Source organism: Comamonas sp. MYb396 (genome assembly GCF_037479555.1).
Classification (GTDB): domain Bacteria; phylum Pseudomonadota; class Gammaproteobacteria; order Burkholderiales; family Burkholderiaceae_C; genus Comamonas.
In genome coordinates this window covers 838,674-857,933 of sequence record NZ_JBBGYU010000001.1, presented here as the reverse complement: position 1 = coordinate 857,933, position 19,260 = coordinate 838,674, and the positions used below count along the sequence as shown (strand labels likewise).

Here is a 19,260-nt window from a genome sequence, read left to right as displayed (position 1 = left end):
ACAACATGAAAGAAATGAAAACCTCCCCGGAGCTATTGCTTCGCGTACAGATGCATGAGCGTCAGCAAAACCTGCAGGCCATTGCGGCCCAGCTGAAAACCGAATTGATCGGTATTGATGACGTGATTGACCGTGTGATGGGCGCCGTGCGCGCTTGGTACGTGATGCCCCAGCTCATTACCCGCCCTGTGATTGTGTGCCTGTGGGGATTGACAGGCACGGGCAAGACACAGCTGACGCGCCGCCTGGCGCAGCTGCTGGGTTTCTATGATCGCTTTGTCGAAGTCCAGATGGACGGCTTCAGCCAGAACGGTGACAGCTATGGCGCATCGACCATCTCCGGCACGCTCGAGAGTGCGGGGCTGGTGGAAGGCGCGCCCGGCATCCTGGTGCTCGATGAGTTCCAGCGTTACCGCACCGTGAGCAGCCGTGGCGATGACAGCAAGGTCGAGCGCTACCAGGATGTCTGGGCCTTGTTGTCGGATGGCAAGCTGCCGCCCGCTTTGTCGGAGCTGCACAGCATCGAGCGCAAGCTGGCGGACGCGCTCTATGACGCCGAGCGGGCCGAAGAAGACGACGCGCAGGAGCGGCGCAAAAAGCAGCAGATGCGCTACAAGATCGATGCCTGGGACGCGCAGGCACTCAAGCGCAGCCTCAAGCTCGATGCGCCCTTGCTGGACATCATGCAGTGGAGCAATGACTACATTCACCAGCTGCTGGTCCAGTTTCGCAGCTCCCAGCAATCCTGGGAGACCGATTACAGCCGGCTGCTGGTCTTTGTCTGTGGCAATCTCGACGAGATGTACACGGAGACGGCCAGCCGCGTCGAAGACTGCGACACCGATGCCGACATTTTCCACCGGCTCACCAGCCGCCTGTCGCTGATCGATGTCAAGCGCGCCTTGGCCGAGCGCTTCAAGCCCGAGCAGATTGCCCGGCTGGGCAACCAGCATGTGATCTACCCGTCGTTCAGCCGCTCGGCCTACGAGCAGCTGATTGCGACGACGGTGCAGCACTATGTGCAGGGGCTGGAAGCCAACTGCGGGCTGCGCTTTGTCATCGGCAGCGATGTGCTGGCGCAGATTTACCAGAACGCGGTGTTCCCGACCCAGGGCACGCGGCCGCTGTTCTCGTCGGTGCACACGATCCTGTCGAGCGCGCTGGTCGATGCAGCGCTGTGGGCGCTGGAGCAGGGCGCGCAGGCCGGCCAGCCATTGCAGGTGCAGATGGCCGCTGGCGCGGCGCAGCTGCAGGTGCAACTGGCGCTGCCGGATGCGCCAGAGGTGCTGCAGCAGTGCTTTGCGGTGCCGCTGGATCTGAACAAGGTCAAGCAGCGCACCAGCGCGGATTTCCGCGCGCTGCTGGCGGTGCATGAGGCCGGGCATGGCCTCGTCTATGCGCTGTTGTTTGGCCGCACGCCGCAGGAGCTGAAGATCAATATCGCGACCTTCGAAGGCGGCTACAACAGCTTTACCGAGCTGCAGGCGACATCGCGGCGCAATATGCTGGACATGGTCTGCGTGGGCCTGGCCGGCCGCGCGGCCGAGCGCCATGTGTTTGGCCAGGAAGCCTGTACCACCGGGGCCGAGCAGGATATCCGGCAGGCCACGGCGGATGCGGCGCGCTACCTGCGCCACCTGGGTTTTGGTGCGCGCCTGTCGCGCACCGATGTGGCCCAGGAGCCTGGCGACAACACCAATACCGAAGTGGCACCCAGCAATGCCGGTATGGAAGCCTTGCTGCAAGCGCAGATGCTGCGTGCGCAGGATCTGCTGGTGCAGCACAACGCCTTGCTGATGGCGATGACCGCCTTGTTGTTGCGGGAGGGCCTGATCAGCCCCGCCGCGATGGCCCAGCTGTGCGCCGAGCATGGCCAGGCGGTGCAGGCCAGTGCGGCGCAGATCCCGGATGCGGCCGAACAAAAATGGGTGCTGGAGCCCTATGCCGACATGCTGGCCAAGCACGACCAGCGCCCGCGCATGGTCTGAGTGCCCGAGCTGTTCAGCTATTTTTTTACGCCGCCTGTTGCACCCAACAGGCGGCGTTTTTTATGGGCGCTTTTATGGGCGCTTTTATGGGTGCTTTTATGGGCGCTTATGGGGCCTTGGCGGGCGTGCTCGCAGGCACTGCGCTGCTGGCAGCGGCTGCAGCCTCTGCACCCTTGCCGGTCAGCTGCCGCACCGTAAAGCCCTGCTTTTGCAGCAATTGCAGCAGGTTGTTGTCGCCCACCATGTGCAGCAGGCCCACGGCGATGAAGAGCTGGGGCTGGGCCGCCATCATGGCCGGCAGCCGCTCGGCCATGCGCTGGTTGCGGGTGTCGAGCAGAGCCGCCTGCATGCCCACATCGCCCAGGCATTGGCAGTCCTGCATCAGCTGCTTCAGGGCGGCCAGGTCACCGCTTTCCCAGTAGGTCGCCAGCTGCCGGGCGACCTGGCGGTTCTTGCCGCTGTCGATGTCATCGAGCGCCTTGCGGATGTCATCGGGCGTGGCCAGCTGCGCGGGCACACCATCGCCGCCCAGGCCCATGGCCAGCAGCTGCTCCTGCGCCGTCTCGATGGCCTGCACCGGCTTGCCCACCGCATGGGCCATGGCCGCCAGGTTCAGGTCGATGCCATAGGCCGGGTGGTAGCCGCTGCGTGCCATGTCCTGCATGCCCAGCGCGATCAGGCGGGCCAGGGTGGCGGCATTGGTTTGCCAGCTGCTCTGGTCCACACAGGATTCGAAGGCCATGCGGCCCATGCGTGTCTGCAGCTCGGGGTTTTGGCGCATGACCAGCTTTTGCCGGTCATTGTCTTCGCGCATCGCCTGGGTCAGGGCCTGCAGGGTGGCGGGGTCGACCGGGTCCAGCTCCAGCGCAATGGCCGGCGCAGCGCGCAGCGCTTGTGCGGTGCGCGGGCCGGGAAAGATCCAGGGCAGCTGGCCCACATGGATGCTGCCCCAGAGATAGGCGACCGTATCGCCTTTGCGCAGTTGCCACAGCACGCCCCGGTCCGGATGCGGCTTGCGCGATTCCGCCTGGTAGACCGCAGGATCTTTGACGGGTGGCGCTGGGCAGGAGGGGTTGTCCGCTGGTGCCAGCTGCGGTGCTGGCGCGGCTGCAGGCGTGCGTGCCTGGGCCGCATGGGCGCCAGCGAGCAAGGCCAGGCCCAGCAGCAGCTGTGGCAGCAGGCGCAGGCCGCGCGCGGGGTGGTGGGGGAGAGGCGAGAGGGTGGCTGAACGCTGCAAAACGGGCTCCAGATCATGGCCGCAAGGCTTGCGGTGATGCGAGCCCTTGCGGTGATAAACGCTTAGCGCTGCGCCTGGGTCGCAAACCAGCGGCGTGCCAGGCGATCCCAGAACGTGGCGCCCAGGGCGATGTTGTTGTCGTTGAAATCATAGCCGGGGTTGTGCAGCCCGACGCCGGGCTGGCCATCGGCGCCGTTGCCGATCCAGCCATAGGCACCGGGCACTTCTTCGAGCATGAAGCCAAAGTCCTCGGCCGTCATCGCCGGCAGCACATCGGTGTGGGCGTTGGTGTTGCCAACCATCTCGCGCATCACCTCGCCCATGAAGAGCGCCTCCTTGCGGTGGTTGGTGGTGTTGGGGTAGCCGGGTTTGATGATCACTTCGGCGCTGGCAAAATGCGCCTCGGCGATGTGGCCGGAGACCCGGTGCAGGCCGTCGATCAGGAACTGCTGCGAGGCCAGCGTCAGGTTGCGGCAGGTGCCGTAGATGCGGGCCTCATCCGGGATGATGTTCTCCACCGTGCCCGACTCGATCTTGCCCACGGTCAGCACCGCCGCATCCAAGGGATCGGTGCCGCGCGAGACCAGGGTCTGCAGCTGGCCGACGATGGAGCAGGCCACCGGGATCGGGTCCACCGTGGTGTGGGGCAGTGCCGCATGGCCGCCCCGGCCGCGCACCACAATCTCAAAGCGCAGGGCAGCTGCCATGATGGGCCCCACGCGCACCCCCATCTGGCCCTGCGGCAGCGCGGGCCAGTTGTGCAATGCAAACACGGCCTGGCAGGGGAACTGGGTAAACAGGCCGTCCTGCATCATCGCGCGCGCGCCGGCGCCGCCTTCTTCACCAGGTTGAAAGATCAGGTGCACCGTGCCATCGAAGTCACGCTGGCCAGCGAGCAGCTCGGCCGCGCCCATCACCATCGTCGTGTGGCCGTCGTGGCCGCAAGCATGCATGCGGCCCGGGTACTGGCTGATGTGGCCAAACTGGTTGGTCTCCTGCACCGGCAGCGCATCCATATCGGCGCGGATACCGATGGCAGGCCCGGGGTTGGCGGCATCGCGCCCCTGGCCGTAGATGCTGGCCACAATGCCGGTGGTGCCCAGGCCCCGCACCATGGGGATGCCCAGCGCCGTCAGATAGGCTGCGATCTTGTCGGCGGTGCGGTTTTCTTCGTACTTCAGCTCCGGGTGCATGTGCAGATCGCGGCGAAATGCGGTGAGCTGGTTGATGTTGGGGGCGTTGTCTTGGTCGAGGTACATGGTTTCTCTCTCGTGTCGGTGCAGGCGGCCACTGACCGCCATGCCGGAACTGCAAGCCTACCATTGTCCTCCTGTCTGCCCGGCGTGTCTGCGCGACAGTGCCTGGTGGGAAGCTCTGGGCGGGAAGCTCCGGGCGGGAAGCTCTGAGCGGGAAGCTCTGGGCGGGAAGCTCCGGGCCGCCCCTTTATGCCGCGCGGGTGCCAGAGGCCACGGCGCCCGGCTGCGACAGCCTGCGGTCCGCCAGCAAGGCCGCGACATTGAGCAGTGCCAGCACCGTGCCGGCGATGCAGGCACCCGTCCAGCCGCCGTGGTGCCAGGCCCATGCACCGATGGCCGAGCCAGCCGATGCGCCGATAAAGTAGCCCGTCATATAGCAGGCATTGATGCGCGAGCGCGCCTCGGGTGCCAGGCGGTAGATGACGTTCTGGTTGCAGATGTGGGTGCCTTGCAGCGCCAGCTCGATCACCAGCATGCCGACGATGAACAGGAACACCGAATGCTGGCTGTACCACAGCAGCGCCCAGTTGACGACCAGCAGCAGCACCGAGAAGGCGGTGGTCGGGCGCTCCAGGCCCTTGTCGACCAGGCGGCCTGCGGCGTTGGCCATCAAGGCACCGGCCACACCCGACAGGCCAATGAGGCCGATCGATGAGTCACTCAGCCCGTGCTCGGGGCCGCCGAGCATCAGGGCCATCGTCGAGAACAGCACGCTGACCGATGCAAAGGCGAGGCCCCCCAGCAAGGTGCGGGTGCGCAGGCGGGGCTGCGTGTGAATCAAGGTGGCCATGCTGCCCAGCACTTGGCCATAGGGCAGGCGTGCGCCGCTGTGCGCTACTTTTGGCAGCACCCGGTAGAGCGCCAGCGCCACCAGCACCATCGCGATACCGCCCGCCTTGTAGACCAGGCTCCAGCCGCCCACGGCCGACAGGAGTCCGGCGACGGTGCGCGAGAGCAAAATACCGGTGAGCAGGCCGCTCATCACCAGGCCGACGGCGCGACCGCTCGACTCACGCGGGGCCAGGCTGGCGGCCATCGGCACCAGCACCTGGGCCGCGACCGAGAACAGACCCGTCACCAAGGTGCCCAGCACCAGGGCCGTGAACGGCGAGGGCATCAGGCCGGCAAAGCCGCTGACCAGCAGGCCAATCGCAGCGAGCAGCATCAGGCCCACGGTCAGCTTGCGGCGCTCGAGCATATCGCCCAGCGGCACCAGAAACAGCAGGCCAATCGCATACGACACCTGTGCGCAGGTCACCAGGATGCCGGCCGTGCTCTCGCTCACCTGCAGCGCATGGGCGATGGAGTTGAGCAGCGGTTGGTTGAAGTAGTTGGCGCCGGCGCAGAGGCCGCAGGCCGTGGCCATCAGCAGCAAGACGGCAGGGCTGAGCGTTGCAGCAGGCGCTGCCGAGGAGGGTGCGGCGGGAGAAGATGTTGTTTGTTTATTTTTCACGGGGCGAGTGTGCGCGCATCCGAAAAACAATGTGCACCCTTGGTCTTGGCGCAGCTGCTAGGCTTGCCGCGACCAGGCCGGGTTGCGCAGCAGCGCCTGCCATTGCTGCAGGCTGGGGTGCGATTGCGGCTCGGACATGCCCGCTGCGGGTTCTGAGTACGGGAACTGCAGCCCACTTTCAATATGCAAGGGGGCCTGCGTATAGGGGTGCTGCAGCGACAGCGACCAGGCATGCAGCCACAGCCGCTGCAGGCCCAGGCGCTCGGCCCACCAGCGGTTCAGTGGGCCCTTGCCATGCGTGGCATCGCCAATGATGGGGTGGGCGATGTGCTTGAGGTGGCGGCGGATCTGGTGGCGGCGCCCGGTGTGGGGCTCGGCCTGCACCAAGGACAGGCGCGTGCCGGCAAAGCGGTTGTCGTAGGCCTCGGCGTGCTCCAGCGTCGCCAGGCGCGCAAAGCGGGTTTGGGCCGGCTGGGCGGGCGCGTCTTGCGGGGCATCGTCGGGGCGCAGCGCGTGGTCAACATCCGCTTGCAGCGGTGCCCAGCCGCGCACCAGGGCCAGGTAGCGTTTGTGCAGCTGGTGGTTTTCAAATTGCATGCGCGTGCGGCTGGCGGCCTCGGCATGCAGCGCCAGCAGCAGCACGCCGCAGGTGCCTTTGTCGAGCCGGTGCAGCGGAAACACATGCTGGCCGATCTGGTCGCGCAAGGTCTGCACGATAAAGCGGGTCTCGCCCGCATCCAGGCCCGTGCGGTGCACCAGCCAGCCGGCGGGCTTGTAGATCGCCACCAGGTGCTCGTCGCGCCACAACAGGGGCAGGGGGCAGTCCTGCGCATGGGCATGCGCAACAGCAGGGTCGATGGCGAAAGACATGGGTGGGCGAGCTGGTGGAGCGATGGTGCTGGGGTGACCAGCTATGGATTTTATAGTGACCGCGCCTCAAGACCTCTTGGACCACAGTCCAAACAACAGCATGCCCGCCAGCATCGCCGCGCTGAAGATCGCTGCGGAACCCAAGCCCGCTGCCGTACCCACCAGCGCAGGGCCGGGGCAGTAGCCGGCCAGGCCCCAGCCGATGCCAAACAGCGCCGAGCCGATCAGCAGCGGTGCATCGACCGCCTGGCGTGCAGGCAGCTGCATGGGCTCGCCCAGCAGGCTGCGGCTGCGCCGGCGGGCCAGTGCAAAACCGGGCAGACCCAGCGCTATCGCGCCGCCCATCACCAGGGCCAACGACGGGTCCCAGGCACCGGCCAGATCGAGAAAAGCCAGCACCTTTTGCGGATCGGCCATGCCGGACACCAGCAGACCCAGGCCAAAGACCAGGCCAGCGAGGGCTGCGATCAGGATAGCCATCGTTCTCTCCTTACAACACGTGGCGCAACACAAACACGGTCGCAAAACCGCTGGCCATAAAGCATAGAGTGGCCACCAGGGAGCGCAGCGACAGGCGCGAGAGCCCGCAGACACCATGCCCACTGGTGCAGCCCGAGCCCAAGCGCGTGCCTATGCCCACGAGCAGGCCGGCCAGCACCAACAGCGGCCAGGCTGCAGGGCTGCTGGTCGCTGGCAAGGGCGCAAAAAGCTGGTAGAGCCAAGGGGCCGCCAGCAAGCCAGCCACAAAGGCCAGCCGCCAGGCGCCGGGTTGTGGGCGCGGCGGCAGCAGCGCCGCCACGATGCCGCTGATGCCCGCAATGCGGCCATTGAACAGTACCAGCAGCACGGCAGCCAGACCAATCAAGGCACCGCCTGCGAGGGCGGCCAGGGGCGTAAAGGCAGACGGATCGAGCGACATGGGTGGCTTTCTTGGCGTGAGCGAGGCGGTGGGGTTTCAGGCTGCCGGGCAGTACTGGGCGTAGAGCGTCTGCAACAGCGCCAGCAGGCGCGCATCGGCCACCTGGTAGAAGATGTTCTTGCCCTCGCGCCGGGTGCTGACCGCGTTTTCGCGCCGCAACACGGCGAGCTGCTGCGACAAGGTGGGCTGTGCAATGCCCAGCTGCGCCTCCATATCGCTGACGCAGCATTCGCCTTGGCTCAGGAGGCAGAGCAGCAGCAAGCGGTCCTCATTGCCCAGCAGCTTGAGGGCAGAGACGGCATGGTGCGCTGCCTCGCGCATGGCTTCGGGCGAAGGGGAGGCCTTGGTTTTTGCAGACATGGAAAGAAGGCTTGGACGCAGCAGGATTGCCGAAAAGGAGGATTTTTATTATATTGAAAGATATATTGTTTTGTGTGAATGTGTTTTGACCATGCGCTCTGCCCCTTCTTTTGGCGTTCAGGCATTTTTTGACGAGGTGACCGGCACCGTTAGCTATGTGCTGCACGATGTGGCCAGCCGCGAGGCGGCCGTCATCGACCCGGTCTGGGACTTTGATGCCAAGAGCGGCCGCACCAGTACCGCATCAGCCCAGCGCATCGCTGATTACCTGGATGCCGAGCAGCTGACGCTGTGCTGGGTGCTGGAGACCCATGCCCATGCAGACCACCTGTCTGCCGCCCAGTGGCTGCGCACGCAGATGCCCGCTGGCGCGGCGCGTATTGCTGCGCCGGTGGTGATTGGCCAGCAGATCACCCAGGTACAAAAAGTCTTTGGCGGTATCTACGGTATGGAGGGCTGCATTGCGCCGCAGGGCGCGGACTTTGACTGCCTGCTGCGCGATGGCGATGTGCTGGCGCTGGGGGCCACCCGCATCCGCGCGCTGGGTGTGCCCGGCCACACGCCGGCGGACCTGGCCTATGCGGTGGAAGAGGGCGGTGCTGCGGCAGGCACGGTGGCCGCCATTTTTGTCGGAGACACCTTGTTCATGCCCGATGTGGGCACAGCGCGCTGTGATTTCCCTGGCGGCGATGCCCATGCGCTCTACCGCTCCATTGGCCGGCTGCTGGCGCACCCGCCAGAGACGCTGCTCTATGTCTGTCACGATTACCCGCCAGCCGGCCGCGCTGCAGCCTGGTGCAGCACGGTGGCCGAGCAGCGTGCGCACAATATCCATGTGCACGAGGGGGTGGACGAGGCCGCTTTTGTTGTGATGCGCGAGGCGCGCGATGCAACGCTGGCGATGCCGCAGCTGATGCTGCCCTCGGTGCAGGTCAATATCCGCGCCGGGCGCCTGCCCGATGCCGATGCACAGGGCCGGCGCTTTCTCAAGCTGCCAGTCGATGCGCTCTGAGTGGGCGTTGAGGTTTGGTCTTAGCGGCCCGCAGACTGGTGCTGCGCATCTTCGAAGCGGTTCACCTTCCACAGGCTGGGGAAGAGCCGCGTCCACAGCCCCACCACCAGGAGCGAGCACAGGCCGCCCGCCACCGCAGCGGGCACGGCGCCCAGCAAGGCGGCGCTGCTGCCGGCGCGGAACTCGCCCAGCTCATTGGACGAGCCGATGAACAGCATGTTGACGGCATTGACGCGGCCGCGCATGTTGTCGGGCGTGGCAAATTGCAGCAGCGAGCCGCGCACATAGACGCTGACCATGTCGGCCGCGCCGGCGACGGCCAGCGCCAGGCAGGACAGCCACAACCAGTGCGACAGCGAGAACACCAGGTTGGCGATGCCAAACACGGCCACGGCCAGCATCATGCGCCGGCCCACCTGGGTGCCAAAGGGGCGGCTGCTGAGGTAGAGGCCGGCGCAGACTTCGCCCATCGCCATGGCGCTGCGCAGCAGGCCCAGGCCTTCGGGCCCGGTGTGCAGCACCTCATGGGCATAGATGGGCAGCAGCGCCACCACGCCGCCCAGCAGCACGGCAAACAGATCGAGCGAGATGGTGCCCAGCACCATGGGGCGGCCAAAGATAAAGCGGATGCCGGCGCCAAAGCGCTGCCAGATCGTGTCGCGCGCGGCGCCCGGCTCGGCAGCGGCCTTGGGCGCTGCATACAGCACCTTCACCCGCAGCAGCAGCGCGGTGCCAATCGCAAAGGCCAGCATGCAGACGGCATAGGTCCACACAGCCCCGCCAGCGGCGTACAAAAAGCCGCCCAGCATTGGCGCGCCAATGGCCGAGCAGCGCATCACCACGCTGTTGGTGGCAATGGCCTTGGGCAGCAGCGCCATCGGCACCAGCTGCGGCAGCAGGCTTTGCAGCGATGGGCCCGAGAAGGCGCGCGTGGCGCCATACAGCACCAGCACCGCATAGATGCCTGCGACCCCGGCATGGCCATGGCCCGAGAGCCACAGCAGCAGCGCGCTGCAGACACTGCCCAGCGCCCAGCTGGTGGCCAGCACCTTCTTGCGTGGCAGCCGGTCGATCAGCTCGCCCGCAGGCAGCAGCAGCAGCAGCATCGGGATGAACTGGGCCAGGCCCACAAAGGCCAGCGCCATGGGGTTGCGCGTCAGGTCATAGACCTGCCAGGCGACGACCACGGCCTGGATCTGGGTGGCACCCACGGCAAAGACGCGCGCGATCAGAAAAACGAGAAAGCCGCTTTGCTGGTCGCGCAGCAGCGGCGGAGGGGCGGAGTGGGTGGTCGCTGGCATGGGGTGGGGCGCAGCCTGCGCTGGTGCAGCTGCTGCAACCGCTGGATGGTTGTAGGTGTTTGTGGCGCCATTCTGCCATGTCTGCTCAACTCTTATATAAGAGTTGGGCTTATCCATGCGGCAAGCAGGGCATGCCCAAAAGCGGGGCATGGGCGCAACGGCGCTGCGATGCGTGCATTGCGCCAATGTGGGCTGCAAAAACCAAACCCCCAGTCACCGCTGTGGGGCGACTGGGGGTTGCTGGTTTGGATTGAGCTTGAGGCCTCTAACTTGCAATAGCTGCGAGTTGCCAGACCTCCATCTCAGCGGAGTAAGCGGGCGCTGTCAGCAGCACCCGCCTGCACCGTCAAGGGGCCTTGGCGGTCTCGACCGTCAAATCCAGCACATAGGCGTAGCGTGAGGCATCGGCTGGCGGATTGGCAACGGTGTAGCGCTTCACGCGCAGCACATTGCTGTAGCCGGGCTCGTGCTGGTAGCCTTCGATATTGCCGTAGAAATGCTGCCAGTCGCCGGCCACGGTCTTGCGGCCATTGCTGTCATAGCGCAGCTCACGCACCTGCAGGCATTGCACGCCCTTGGCCACGCCGTGGCTGCAAGGCTTGGTCTGGGGGGCCACTTCATAGAACATGGTCTCCCCAGCGCTGCCGTACTTGGTGGCGTTGGTGGGCACCGACTTCAGCAGCCAGCGGCTGCCATCGTTGAACTGCAAGGTCAGGCGCGGGGCGTTGCTGTCCTGCGTGATGCGCAGGCTCTCGGCGCGCGTGATCTGTGCGCTCACCGCCTGCTCGAGCTGCATCAGTGGGGGCTCACACGCCATCATCGTGCCAATCGGGTTGCTGATGCTGATCTTGTCGCCATCGAGCTGGTAGCCCGCGCCCATCACATTGCAGAGGTTGCCGATGCTCACGCGGTGTGCCGTCTTGGCATCGCCGCTGAAGCCCAGGCGCAGCACCTTCTTGGGGGCCAGGGCGGTGAAGGCGGGCAGCGGTCGGCCGGACTGGTCTTCGGCGCGTTCCAGATCCCAGTGGTAGGCCTGCAAGGTCTTGTCGGTGGCAGATACGTTCATGGCGGGTGCGGTGCTGCCTGTGGCAGGTGCCGCAGGGGTGGACGATGGGGTGCTGCTGCAGGCGGCCAGGGCCATCGCAGCGGCTGCGCTGAGGCTCATCAGTTTCCAACGTTGCATATGAATTTTTTCCTTGTTCGAGGCAGCGCACAGGCGCGCGCTGCGGTGGGTGAAAGAAAACTTAGCTTGCTATCCTAGGGGCTGCCGGCCGGCGCTGGTGTAGGCCAAGCTTGGCGCTTGGCAGCCCGCTCCATGGGCGCTGCCGCAGCAGCGTTTGCCTAAAACTTAGGCGCATGAAAATTATTGAAGCAAGTCAAAGGCTTGCCATCTTGTCCAGAGCCTTGTCCACATGCTGACCCACAGATATCTGGGATAACCACTGGCGCGCTATCAGGCGCTGAGGAAGAGGGCAGGGTCAACCATGCTGCGGTTGAGCATCACGCCCCAATGCAGATGCGGGCCCGTGACCCGTCCGGTGGCGCCGACCTTGCCGATCACTTCGCCAGCGCGCACGCTCTGGCCCACCGTCACCTGGGTCGCGCTCAAGTGGCAGTACATCGTCAGAAAGCCGCCACCATGGTCCATCCAGATGGTGTGGCCGTTGAAGAAGTAGTCACCCACATCGATGATCTTGCCATCGACCGGTGCTTTGACGGGCGTGCCGGTGGGCGCGGCGATGTCCATGCCGCTGTGCGGATTGCGTGACTGGCCATTGAAGACGCGGCGCAGCCCGAAGGAGCTTGAGCGCCGGCCGGGCACCGGCACGGGCAGCTGCATCTGAGCGGGCAGTGGTGTGCTGAAAGTGGCCATCACCGTTTGTTGGTGGTCACGTTCGCGTTCATAGCGGGCATTGTCGGCGGCAGACAGATCGACCGTCTTGGGGGCGACCTTGAGGCGCTGCTCGCTGTATTTCTTGTCGCGCACCGTGTAGGGGATGCTGCGTGGGCCACTGGCCGTTTGCAGCCGGATCTCTGCGGCGCCGGTGGGGGCCGACAGCGGTATGCCGACCAGCGCTGTCCATTCGATGGCGTCGCCCAGCACCAGCAGCGGGATATCGCCTGCAAAGGCCTGGGGCCGCTCGGCCGCCGGACCCAGCGACAGGCGCGCTACGCCACCGGGGACGCGCGCGTCAGCAGGCCAGCCATCGGTGGCCGCCGCCTGCGCGCTGTGCAGCCAGGGCAGCAGCAAAAGGCCGCTGCCAGCTTGCAGCAAAAGGCGGCGCTGCAGGCCTGGGGAGTCGGTTGGGCGGGCAGGGTCTGGCATGGACATGGGGGTTGGGCAGGGAGGTTGAATGTGCTTTTAAAAGCATAGCGCGTTGTGCTTTTCCATCCTGGGTAAATGCCGCGCATAATATGCAAAATTTGGTAAACCAGTGCAGCGCTGCTGGTGCTGGGGAATGCGGCTGGTAGCATGCCTCTTTGCCCCACGCGCCGGGCGTGCTATACAGGCGTTGGCTGACATGCTGCGCCGGCCATATCCATTACAGTGGTGCGGCTGGGCCTGCATTTCTGTCATCCAGGTCATCATGTTGTTTCGGGAGTTCGTTTCGTTCATGTTGGGCAAGCATTCAGATCTATTTTTACTGGCTGCATCCACCCGCTGCACACCGCATCGCTCATGGGCGGGTTGGTCCTTGGTGGCAGCCTTGGCGCTGTCTGTATCGGGTTGCGGCAGCCTGGACCGCGAGGCCGACAGCCACCGCTACAACGTGGTGGCCCATGAGACCTTTGGATCGTCTGCCACCTATTCACGCCTGTTTGATGCGCCGCCGGAGCGCGCTTGCGAGGCTGCACGCCGCGCGCTGCTGAGCCAGGGCTATCTGATCAACGTCTCCAAGGGCAAAGAGGTCGAAGGCCAAAAGAGCTTCCAGCCAGCGACGGACAACCACCAGATCATCACCATCCGCGTCGTCTGCGCTGCCGACAGCAAGGACGGCAAGGTGACCCTGGGCTTTGTCTCTGCACTCAAGGACACCTACAACCTCAAGAAGAGCAGCAACTCGGCCAGTGTTGGTGTGGGCGCGCTGGGTTCACTGTCGCTGCCGTTTTCTGCCGGCAATGATTCCATGGTCAAGGTAGGCAGCGAGACGGTGAGCTCGGCCACCTTCTACGACAGCTTCTTTGACCTGATCAAGTCCTACCTGCGCCAGGACGATGAACTGCGCCAGCAAAGCCTGACCGGCGACGAAGAATTCGTCGAGTAATACGGCGCTGTGGCCTGGTCACCAGGTCGCTCAAGCCGCAACAGAAAAGCCCGCCATCGTGAAGATGACGGGCTTGTTTTTTGTCCGTGGCCCGTAGACTGGCCACGCAGGCTCTTGCAACTTAGGGCATCGCGGACAGCAGACCCATCATGCCGTTCTGGTCCAGCGGCTTGCCATTGGCTTGCAGCTTGCCGTCAGTCCATTGCAGCTCGCTGGCCACACGGTCCTTGTTGTCCACCAACAGGCCCGCTTGCACGAGGCCCGCCAGGCGCGCATCCACATCCTGCTGCACGGCGCTGTCGATCTGCTTGGCATCGATGTCGTCCGCGCCTTCGTTCTCCAGCAGATAGGCTTCGCGCACCTTGCTGGCGTAGAGCGACTGCAGCACGGGCTTGGGCATGTCCAGGCGCAGCAGCGCCTTGAAGTCGGTCATGGGATTGAGCGGCTTGCCGGCATCACCCTGGTAGGCCAGCGATGCTGCCACCTCGGCCGTGCCTTCGGCGGTGCGCCAGCTGATGCGCTTGACTTCCAGCTCGGGCTTGCGTGCCAGCAGCTGCTGCATGCCCTGCATCAGCAGCATCTGCATGGCCTGCGGATCGCCCTGGATCTTCTGCGACTCCTTGGTGAACTGGTTCAGCCAGCCGGCATCGAGGTTGTGCAGGCCCAGGTCCATCACCATGTCGTCGATCTTGTGGTCCTTTTGCACAAAGGATTTGATCGACGCGTTGATCGTGGTGTTGACCACTTCGCCTTGCAACTGGGTGTCGGCCACCATTTTCAGGTCGGCGAGCTCAGCGGGGCTGTCACCGTTTTTGGGGCTGACCTTGAGGCTGGCAAGCGCCCACTCGATGCTGCCCACCATGAACTCCTGGCCCGTGGGCTGGTGCATGTCAAAGCGCATGGTGTTGCCACTCATCAGCATCTCGGAGGCCTGGCCGTCGTCTTCTTCACCGGGCTTGCTTTGCACCAGCAGGCTGGGCATCGATGCATCGCCCTTGATGCGGCTGAAATCGGAAGACATCTCGAAGTCCGACTTGAAGCCGCCAAAGGCGAGCTTGTCCGCGCCAAATTCGCCATTGAACGCCGGCGATGTCACCTCGTTCTGGGTGCTCTTGGACCAGCCCACCTTGCTCTTCCAGACCAGAGGCGCCTTGTCCTTGAAGGCCACCACCCACTCGGGCGGTGCATCGGGGTTGATCGCAAAGGTGGAGACGATTTCTGCCAGGTGCGCAATCGGCAGCGGGCCGTGGCTGATGGCGTGCTGGGCGGTGAACTGCAGCTTTTCTTCACCGGTGTCCACCGTCCACAGCGTTTGCGCGGTCGACGAGAAAATGCCCTTCTGGTAGTCCTGCACCTGCACCAGCAGCGGCGGCTTGCTCCACTCCTTGGCGGCGGTCGCAAAACCTTGCTCGATGTTGTTGCCTACCAGGTAGCCTGTGGTGGCGCCGCCTGCGGCCAGCACGGCCACGGCTGCGGCAATGCCGATGCCTAGTTTTTTCATGTGTTTTCCCCTCTGTGGTTTGAAACCGGATGGACGCAGCTTGTGGTGTGCTTGGGTGCCGCGCCTTGCGTGGAGCCCGCATTGTAGAGGGCGGGCTGCAAAATCAGCAATGCGGTGCCCAGGCGCTATGTGACCAGGTGTAGCAGGCTTTTTAGGGTTGGCTGCGGACAGCCTGTACATGGCAGGCAGGCATAAAAACGGGCCGCAAGCGGCCCGTGGGTTGGCAAGCAGCGGGGGCGCTTACTGGCCCATGACAATGCCTTCGCGGCGCGGATCGGCACCGCCAAACCACCAGGATTTTCCATGCGCCTCGCCGCGCGAGATCGCCTGCAGGCCGCTGGTCAGGTTTTGCTCTTTCACCTCGGCGCCACGGGCCTGCAAGGCCTGCACGGTGGCGGCGGGGAAGCGCTTTTCTTCCAGCACGGTGGGGCCGTTGAGGCTGCCAAAATTGGGCAGGTTGATGGCCTGCTGCGGCATCAGGCCCCAGTTGAGCATGCCGTACAAGGTCTTGGTGGTGTAGTGGATGATCCAGGCGCCGCCGGGGCTGCCGGCGCTGATCACCAGGCGGTCGGTGGCCTTGTCGAACACCAGGGTGGGCGCCATCGACGAGCGCGGGCGCTTGCCGGGCTCGACCCGGTTGGCGATGGGCTGGCCCTGTGCATCACGCGGCGCGAGGCTGAAATCGGTCAGCTCGTTGTTCAGCAAAAAGCCGCCAGCCAGGCCGCGACCGGTGTTGACCATCTGGCGCGAGCCAAACTGGTCTTCGATCGTTGTGGTCATCGCAATCGCATTGCCGTAGCGGTCCACGATGCTGATATGGCTGGTGCCGTATTCCTGCTGGTAGGGCTGGCTGGCGTAAGCCATCTGCACGCTGCCTGGCCGCCCGGGTTGGGCTTGCTGCAGGCTGCGCGCGCCAATCAGGCGGGCGCGCTGGGCCAGGTAATCGGGCCTAAGCATGCTCGACCAATCCCCTGCCGGCGCGCCGACAAAGGCCGGGTCGGCCACATACTGGTTGCGGTCGGCAAAGGCCAGGCGCGAGGCCTCGGCATAGAGGTGCAGCCAGTCGGCGCTGGGCAGGCCGTCGGCACCCAGACCCATTTGCCCCGCCGGGGTGTTGGCCAGGATGCCCAGGATTTGCGCCACCGCAATGCCGCCCGAGCTGGGCGGTGGAAAGCCGCACAGGCGGTAGCTGCGGGTGGAAGCCGGTTGGCTGGCAGGGGCACCCGCAGCGCTGGGCGAATAATCGCTGCACAGCGCCTGGCGCTTGAGCGGCTGGTAGGCGGCCAGATCAGCCAGGCTGAGCTTGCCGGGGTTGCTGGCATGGCCTTGCACCTTGCGCACGATGGCCTCGGCCACAGGGCCTTCGAGCAGGGCCTTGGAGCCGTGCTGGGCGATGCCCTGCAACACGGCGGCGTATTCGGGGTTCTTCAGCAGATGGCCCACGGGCCAGGGCTTGCCATGGGCATCGAGAAAGTAGCCGCTGGCGACCGGATCCTGGCCCAGGAATTTCTCCTGGGCAGTGAGCGCGTTCAGACGCGCACTGACCTTGAAGCCATCGGTGGCCAGGCGGATGGCCGGCTCGAACAAGCTGGCCCAGGGCAGTTTGCCGTGCTCCTTGTGCGCCATCTCCAGCATGCGGATGGCGCCGGGCACGCCCACCGAGCGGCCGCCCACCACCGCATCATGAAAGGCCATGGGCTTGCCGTCACGCATGAACAGGTTCTCGTCAGCGGCCATCGGCGCCACCTCGCGGCCGTCATAGGCCTCGACCTGGCTGCCTTGGGCATGCAGCAAAAAGGCGCCACCACCGATGCCGCTCGATTGCGGCTCGACCAGGCCCAGCACCAGTTGCACGGCAATGGCCGCATCGATGGCCGAGCCGCCCGCTTGCAGCACCTGGTAGCCGGCATCGGTGGCCAAAGGGTTGGCAGCGGCTACCGCGTATTGCTCGGTGGCCCAGCCGGGTTTGTCGGTCCAGCCGGAGCTGCCTTCGGGCTGGTCAGACGCAGCGGGGGGCTGGTACTGCAGCTTGGGCTGGCTGCTGCAGGCGGCCAGCAAGGCCGCCGTAGCGACTGCTGCCAGAGACAGCGACCAGCGGCTGGCCGTGGCGCGGGAAGGCGGCAGATGCGGGCGGCGGGTGCGGGACCCCGGGGACAGTCGTGGCATGGCGATCTCCTTGTTGTGGCGGCAATGTCTGGCATGCTAACCGCTTTGCCGCGACAGGCGTAGCGGACAGTGCCGCAAGGGCGTTGCAGAATGTTGGGCGCTCGGATTAAGAGATCGCAGCCAGGATCAAGCCCATTGCGGCCCCGCCACCTGGTCCTCCACCACAAAGCGGGCCAAGGTGTGGGCGGCACTGTCCGCATACTGCGGCTGGTTGACCACGCGCAGCTGGGTGGTCCAAAGCTTGGGGGTGATGTCGCACAGCCCATAGCCGCGCTCATCGCAGCGGGCGAGCAGCACATGGGGGTTGCGGGCCACGATGGCATCGACCCGGGCCTGGGTGGTGCCGGAGTGCGAGCTGATCGAGGTGCCACAGAATTCGCTGGCCAGCACGCGTTCTGGAGTAGCGCTCTCCGGAGCCTGGATGCGGCAGACATAGTTCTGGTGGATGTCGCCGCCCAGCAGCACGGTGTTGCGCAGCTGCGCTTGCTCCATAGCGCGCAGCAGCCGCTGGCGGGCGGCGGGGTAGCCATCCCAGGTATCGGCGCTGGTGCGGCCGTTGGGAAAGTGGCGAGGCGCAAACAGGGTTTGCTGGCAGATGATGCTCCAGCGCCGGCTCCCGGGCATAGCCGCGCTGTTGCCAGCCAGCTGCGCTGCCAGCCAGCGCTCCTGGCTCCAGCCCAGAAAGCTGCGGCTGTTGCGCGCCAGGTCGGGGCATTCTGCCCCCTTGACGGAGGCCGGGCTTTTTTCGGTGACTGCGCGGCAGGCCTGGGCATCGCGGTACTGGCGTGCATCCAGCACCCACATCGCGGCCAAGGCGCCCCAGCTTTGTTGGCGGTAGAGCGGCGTGTGGATCGGGGGCAGGGCCAGGCCACCCTGTTTGCAGGCGACTGAGGCGCGCAGCGGCATGTTCTCGTAAAACGCCTGGTAGGCGGCCATGCGCTTGGCGACAAAGGCCTGGACCTGGCCCACGCCATCGTCGCCGACATAGTTGTCTTCAACCTCATGGTCGTCCCAGGTCACCAGCCAGGGGCAGTGCGCATGCATGGCCTGCAGGTCCGGGTCGCTCTTGTGCAGCGCATAGCGGTCGCGGTAGTCCTGTAGGGTGACCGCGTGGGCCAGCGGATGCAGGCGCGCGAGCTGGCTGCGCTGTTGCTTGGCAGCGGATGCGGGCGTGGCGTACTCGTAGATGTAGTCGCCCAGAAAGACCACCAGGTCAGGATCGTCCTCGCGTGCATGGCGCCATGCGGCGTAGTAGCCATGCTCCCAGCGCTGGCAGGAGGCATAGACCAGGCGCAGCCGGGCCACCGCCGCACCGGCGGCCGGCGCGGTGCGGGTGCGGCCTATGGCACTGGTCTGGCCCTGGCAGTGAAAGCGGTAGTAGTACCAGCGGTCGGCCTCCAGGCCCTGGGCCAGCACATGCACGCTGTGGCCGCCCTCTGGGCTGGCCATGGCCTCGCCCTGGCGCAGGATCTGGTGGAACTGCGCATCCTGGGCCAGCTCCCAGTGCACTTCCACGGGGCGCAGCAAGGGCGTGCTGGCGCTGGGCAGCAGCCGCGTCCACAGCACCACGCTGCTGGCATCGGGCTCGCCACTGGCAACGCCCAGGCCAAACAGCTGCTCCGAGACCGGCCAGGGGGCCATGGCCAGAGGCGAATCGCTGCCTGCCTGCGCGATGGCTGGCAACTGGGCGGCCAGGCCCAGGGCGCCCAGACCTTGCAGCCATTGGCGCCGGTTGGGGTGCTGGGCCAGGGTTGGGGCCAGATCCTGGTTCAGATTTTGAAGCAGGTCTTGGTCCAGGGGGCCGGGTAGGGGGTGTTGCGGCATGGTGCGACGGGGTGAATCGCTCAGCATAGCGCTGGTGCAGATCCGCAGTGTGCCGCACAGCTACCTCTGCGACAGCGGGCAACGTGGGGAACGTGGGCCATGGCAGG

Annotated in this window: 16 protein-coding genes; 3 read left to right on the top strand and 13 right to left on the bottom strand. The window is 65.5% G+C overall.

Features of this window, described 5'->3' with window-relative positions:
• Window positions 1-14: 14 nt before the first annotated feature.
• Window positions 15-1,988 (top strand): ATP-binding protein, encoded by a 1,974-nt coding sequence (locus WH265_RS03950; protein WP_339557391.1) that lies wholly within the window; start codon window positions 15-17, stop codon window positions 1,986-1,988.
• A gap of 106 nt (window positions 1,989-2,094) precedes the next feature.
• Here WH265_RS03950 and WH265_RS03945 read toward each other — a convergent pair whose 3' ends face one another.
• From WH265_RS03945 to WH265_RS03915, 7 genes are all read right to left on the bottom strand, one after another.
• The gene (locus WH265_RS03945) at window positions 2,095-3,225 is read right to left on the bottom strand and encodes a TraB/GumN family protein (RefSeq protein ID WP_339557390.1); all 1,131 of its coding nucleotides are present in this window, start codon (window positions 3,223-3,225) and stop codon (window positions 2,095-2,097) included.
• Between the two features lie 62 nt (window positions 3,226-3,287).
• Window positions 3,288-4,484: a M20 aminoacylase family protein gene (locus tag WH265_RS03940; RefSeq protein WP_021027320.1), complete on the bottom strand. Its 1,197-nt coding sequence runs from the start codon at window positions 4,482-4,484 to the stop codon at window positions 3,288-3,290.
• Window positions 4,485-4,668: 184 nt separating this feature from the next.
• Window positions 4,669-5,847: an MFS transporter gene (locus WH265_RS03935; protein WP_339557417.1), complete on the bottom strand. Its 1,179-nt coding sequence runs from the start codon at window positions 5,845-5,847 to the stop codon at window positions 4,669-4,671.
• A gap of 144 nt (window positions 5,848-5,991) precedes the next feature.
• A complete protein-coding gene (locus WH265_RS03930; RefSeq protein ID WP_339536965.1) occupies window positions 5,992-6,804 on the bottom strand; it encodes a pseudouridine synthase in 813 nt (270 codons plus the stop codon).
• 66 nt (window positions 6,805-6,870) lie between these two features.
• Window positions 6,871-7,284, bottom strand: a complete 414-nt coding sequence (locus WH265_RS03925) for a DUF6691 family protein (RefSeq protein ID WP_339557389.1) — start codon at window positions 7,282-7,284, stop codon at window positions 6,871-6,873.
• 10 nt (window positions 7,285-7,294) lie between these two features.
• Entirely contained in the window at window positions 7,295-7,723 is a 429-nt protein-coding gene (locus WH265_RS03920) for a YeeE/YedE family protein (RefSeq protein ID WP_339557388.1), read from the bottom strand.
• 36 nt (window positions 7,724-7,759) lie between these two features.
• Window positions 7,760-8,083 carry an ArsR/SmtB family transcription factor gene (locus tag WH265_RS03915; RefSeq protein WP_312986742.1) on the bottom strand — a complete coding sequence of 108 codons (324 nt, stop codon included), beginning with the start codon at window positions 8,081-8,083 and terminating at the stop codon, window positions 7,760-7,762.
• 91 nt (window positions 8,084-8,174) lie between these two features.
• Here WH265_RS03915 and WH265_RS03910 point away from each other — a divergent pair, with 91 nt between their 5' ends.
• Window positions 8,175-9,095, top strand: coding sequence for an MBL fold metallo-hydrolase (locus tag WH265_RS03910; protein WP_339557387.1), 921 nt, complete (start codon window positions 8,175-8,177; stop codon window positions 9,093-9,095).
• 20 nt (window positions 9,096-9,115) lie between these two features.
• Here WH265_RS03910 and WH265_RS03905 read toward each other — a convergent pair whose 3' ends face one another.
• From WH265_RS03905 to WH265_RS03895, 3 genes are all read right to left on the bottom strand, one after another.
• Window positions 9,116-10,396: an MFS transporter gene (locus tag WH265_RS03905; RefSeq protein ID WP_339557386.1), complete on the bottom strand. Its 1,281-nt coding sequence runs from the start codon at window positions 10,394-10,396 to the stop codon at window positions 9,116-9,118.
• A gap of 346 nt (window positions 10,397-10,742) precedes the next feature.
• Entirely contained in the window at window positions 10,743-11,579 is an 837-nt protein-coding gene (locus tag WH265_RS03900; protein WP_339557385.1) for an META and DUF4377 domain-containing protein, read from the bottom strand.
• 270 nt (window positions 11,580-11,849) lie between these two features.
• Window positions 11,850-12,722 carry a peptidoglycan DD-metalloendopeptidase family protein gene (locus WH265_RS03895; protein ID WP_339557384.1) on the bottom strand — a complete coding sequence of 291 codons (873 nt, stop codon included), beginning with the start codon at window positions 12,720-12,722 and terminating at the stop codon, window positions 11,850-11,852.
• Between the two features lie 382 nt (window positions 12,723-13,104).
• Here WH265_RS03895 and WH265_RS03890 point away from each other — a divergent pair, with 382 nt between their 5' ends.
• The gene (locus WH265_RS03890; RefSeq protein ID WP_312986736.1) at window positions 13,105-13,662 is read left to right on the top strand and encodes a DUF2242 domain-containing protein; all 558 of its coding nucleotides are present in this window, start codon (window positions 13,105-13,107) and stop codon (window positions 13,660-13,662) included.
• Window positions 13,663-13,783: 121 nt separating this feature from the next.
• Here the strand turns inward: WH265_RS03890 and WH265_RS03885 are convergent, their stop codons facing one another.
• The 3 genes from WH265_RS03885 to WH265_RS03875 all read right to left on the bottom strand — a co-directional run bounded on the left by WH265_RS03885 (window position 13,784) and on the right by WH265_RS03875 (window position 19,153).
• Window positions 13,784-15,163: a YdgA family protein gene (locus WH265_RS03885; RefSeq protein WP_339557383.1), complete on the bottom strand. Its 1,380-nt coding sequence runs from the start codon at window positions 15,161-15,163 to the stop codon at window positions 13,784-13,786.
• Window positions 15,164-15,403: 240 nt separating this feature from the next.
• On the bottom strand, window positions 15,404-17,329 hold the full coding sequence (locus WH265_RS03880; protein ID WP_339557382.1) for a gamma-glutamyltransferase family protein: 1,926 nt from the start codon (window positions 17,327-17,329) through the stop codon (window positions 15,404-15,406).
• 126 nt (window positions 17,330-17,455) lie between these two features.
• The gene (locus WH265_RS03875) at window positions 17,456-19,153 is read right to left on the bottom strand and encodes an alkaline phosphatase D family protein (protein WP_445228479.1); all 1,698 of its coding nucleotides are present in this window, start codon (window positions 19,151-19,153) and stop codon (window positions 17,456-17,458) included.
• Between the last annotated feature and the right edge of the window lie 107 nt (window positions 19,154-19,260).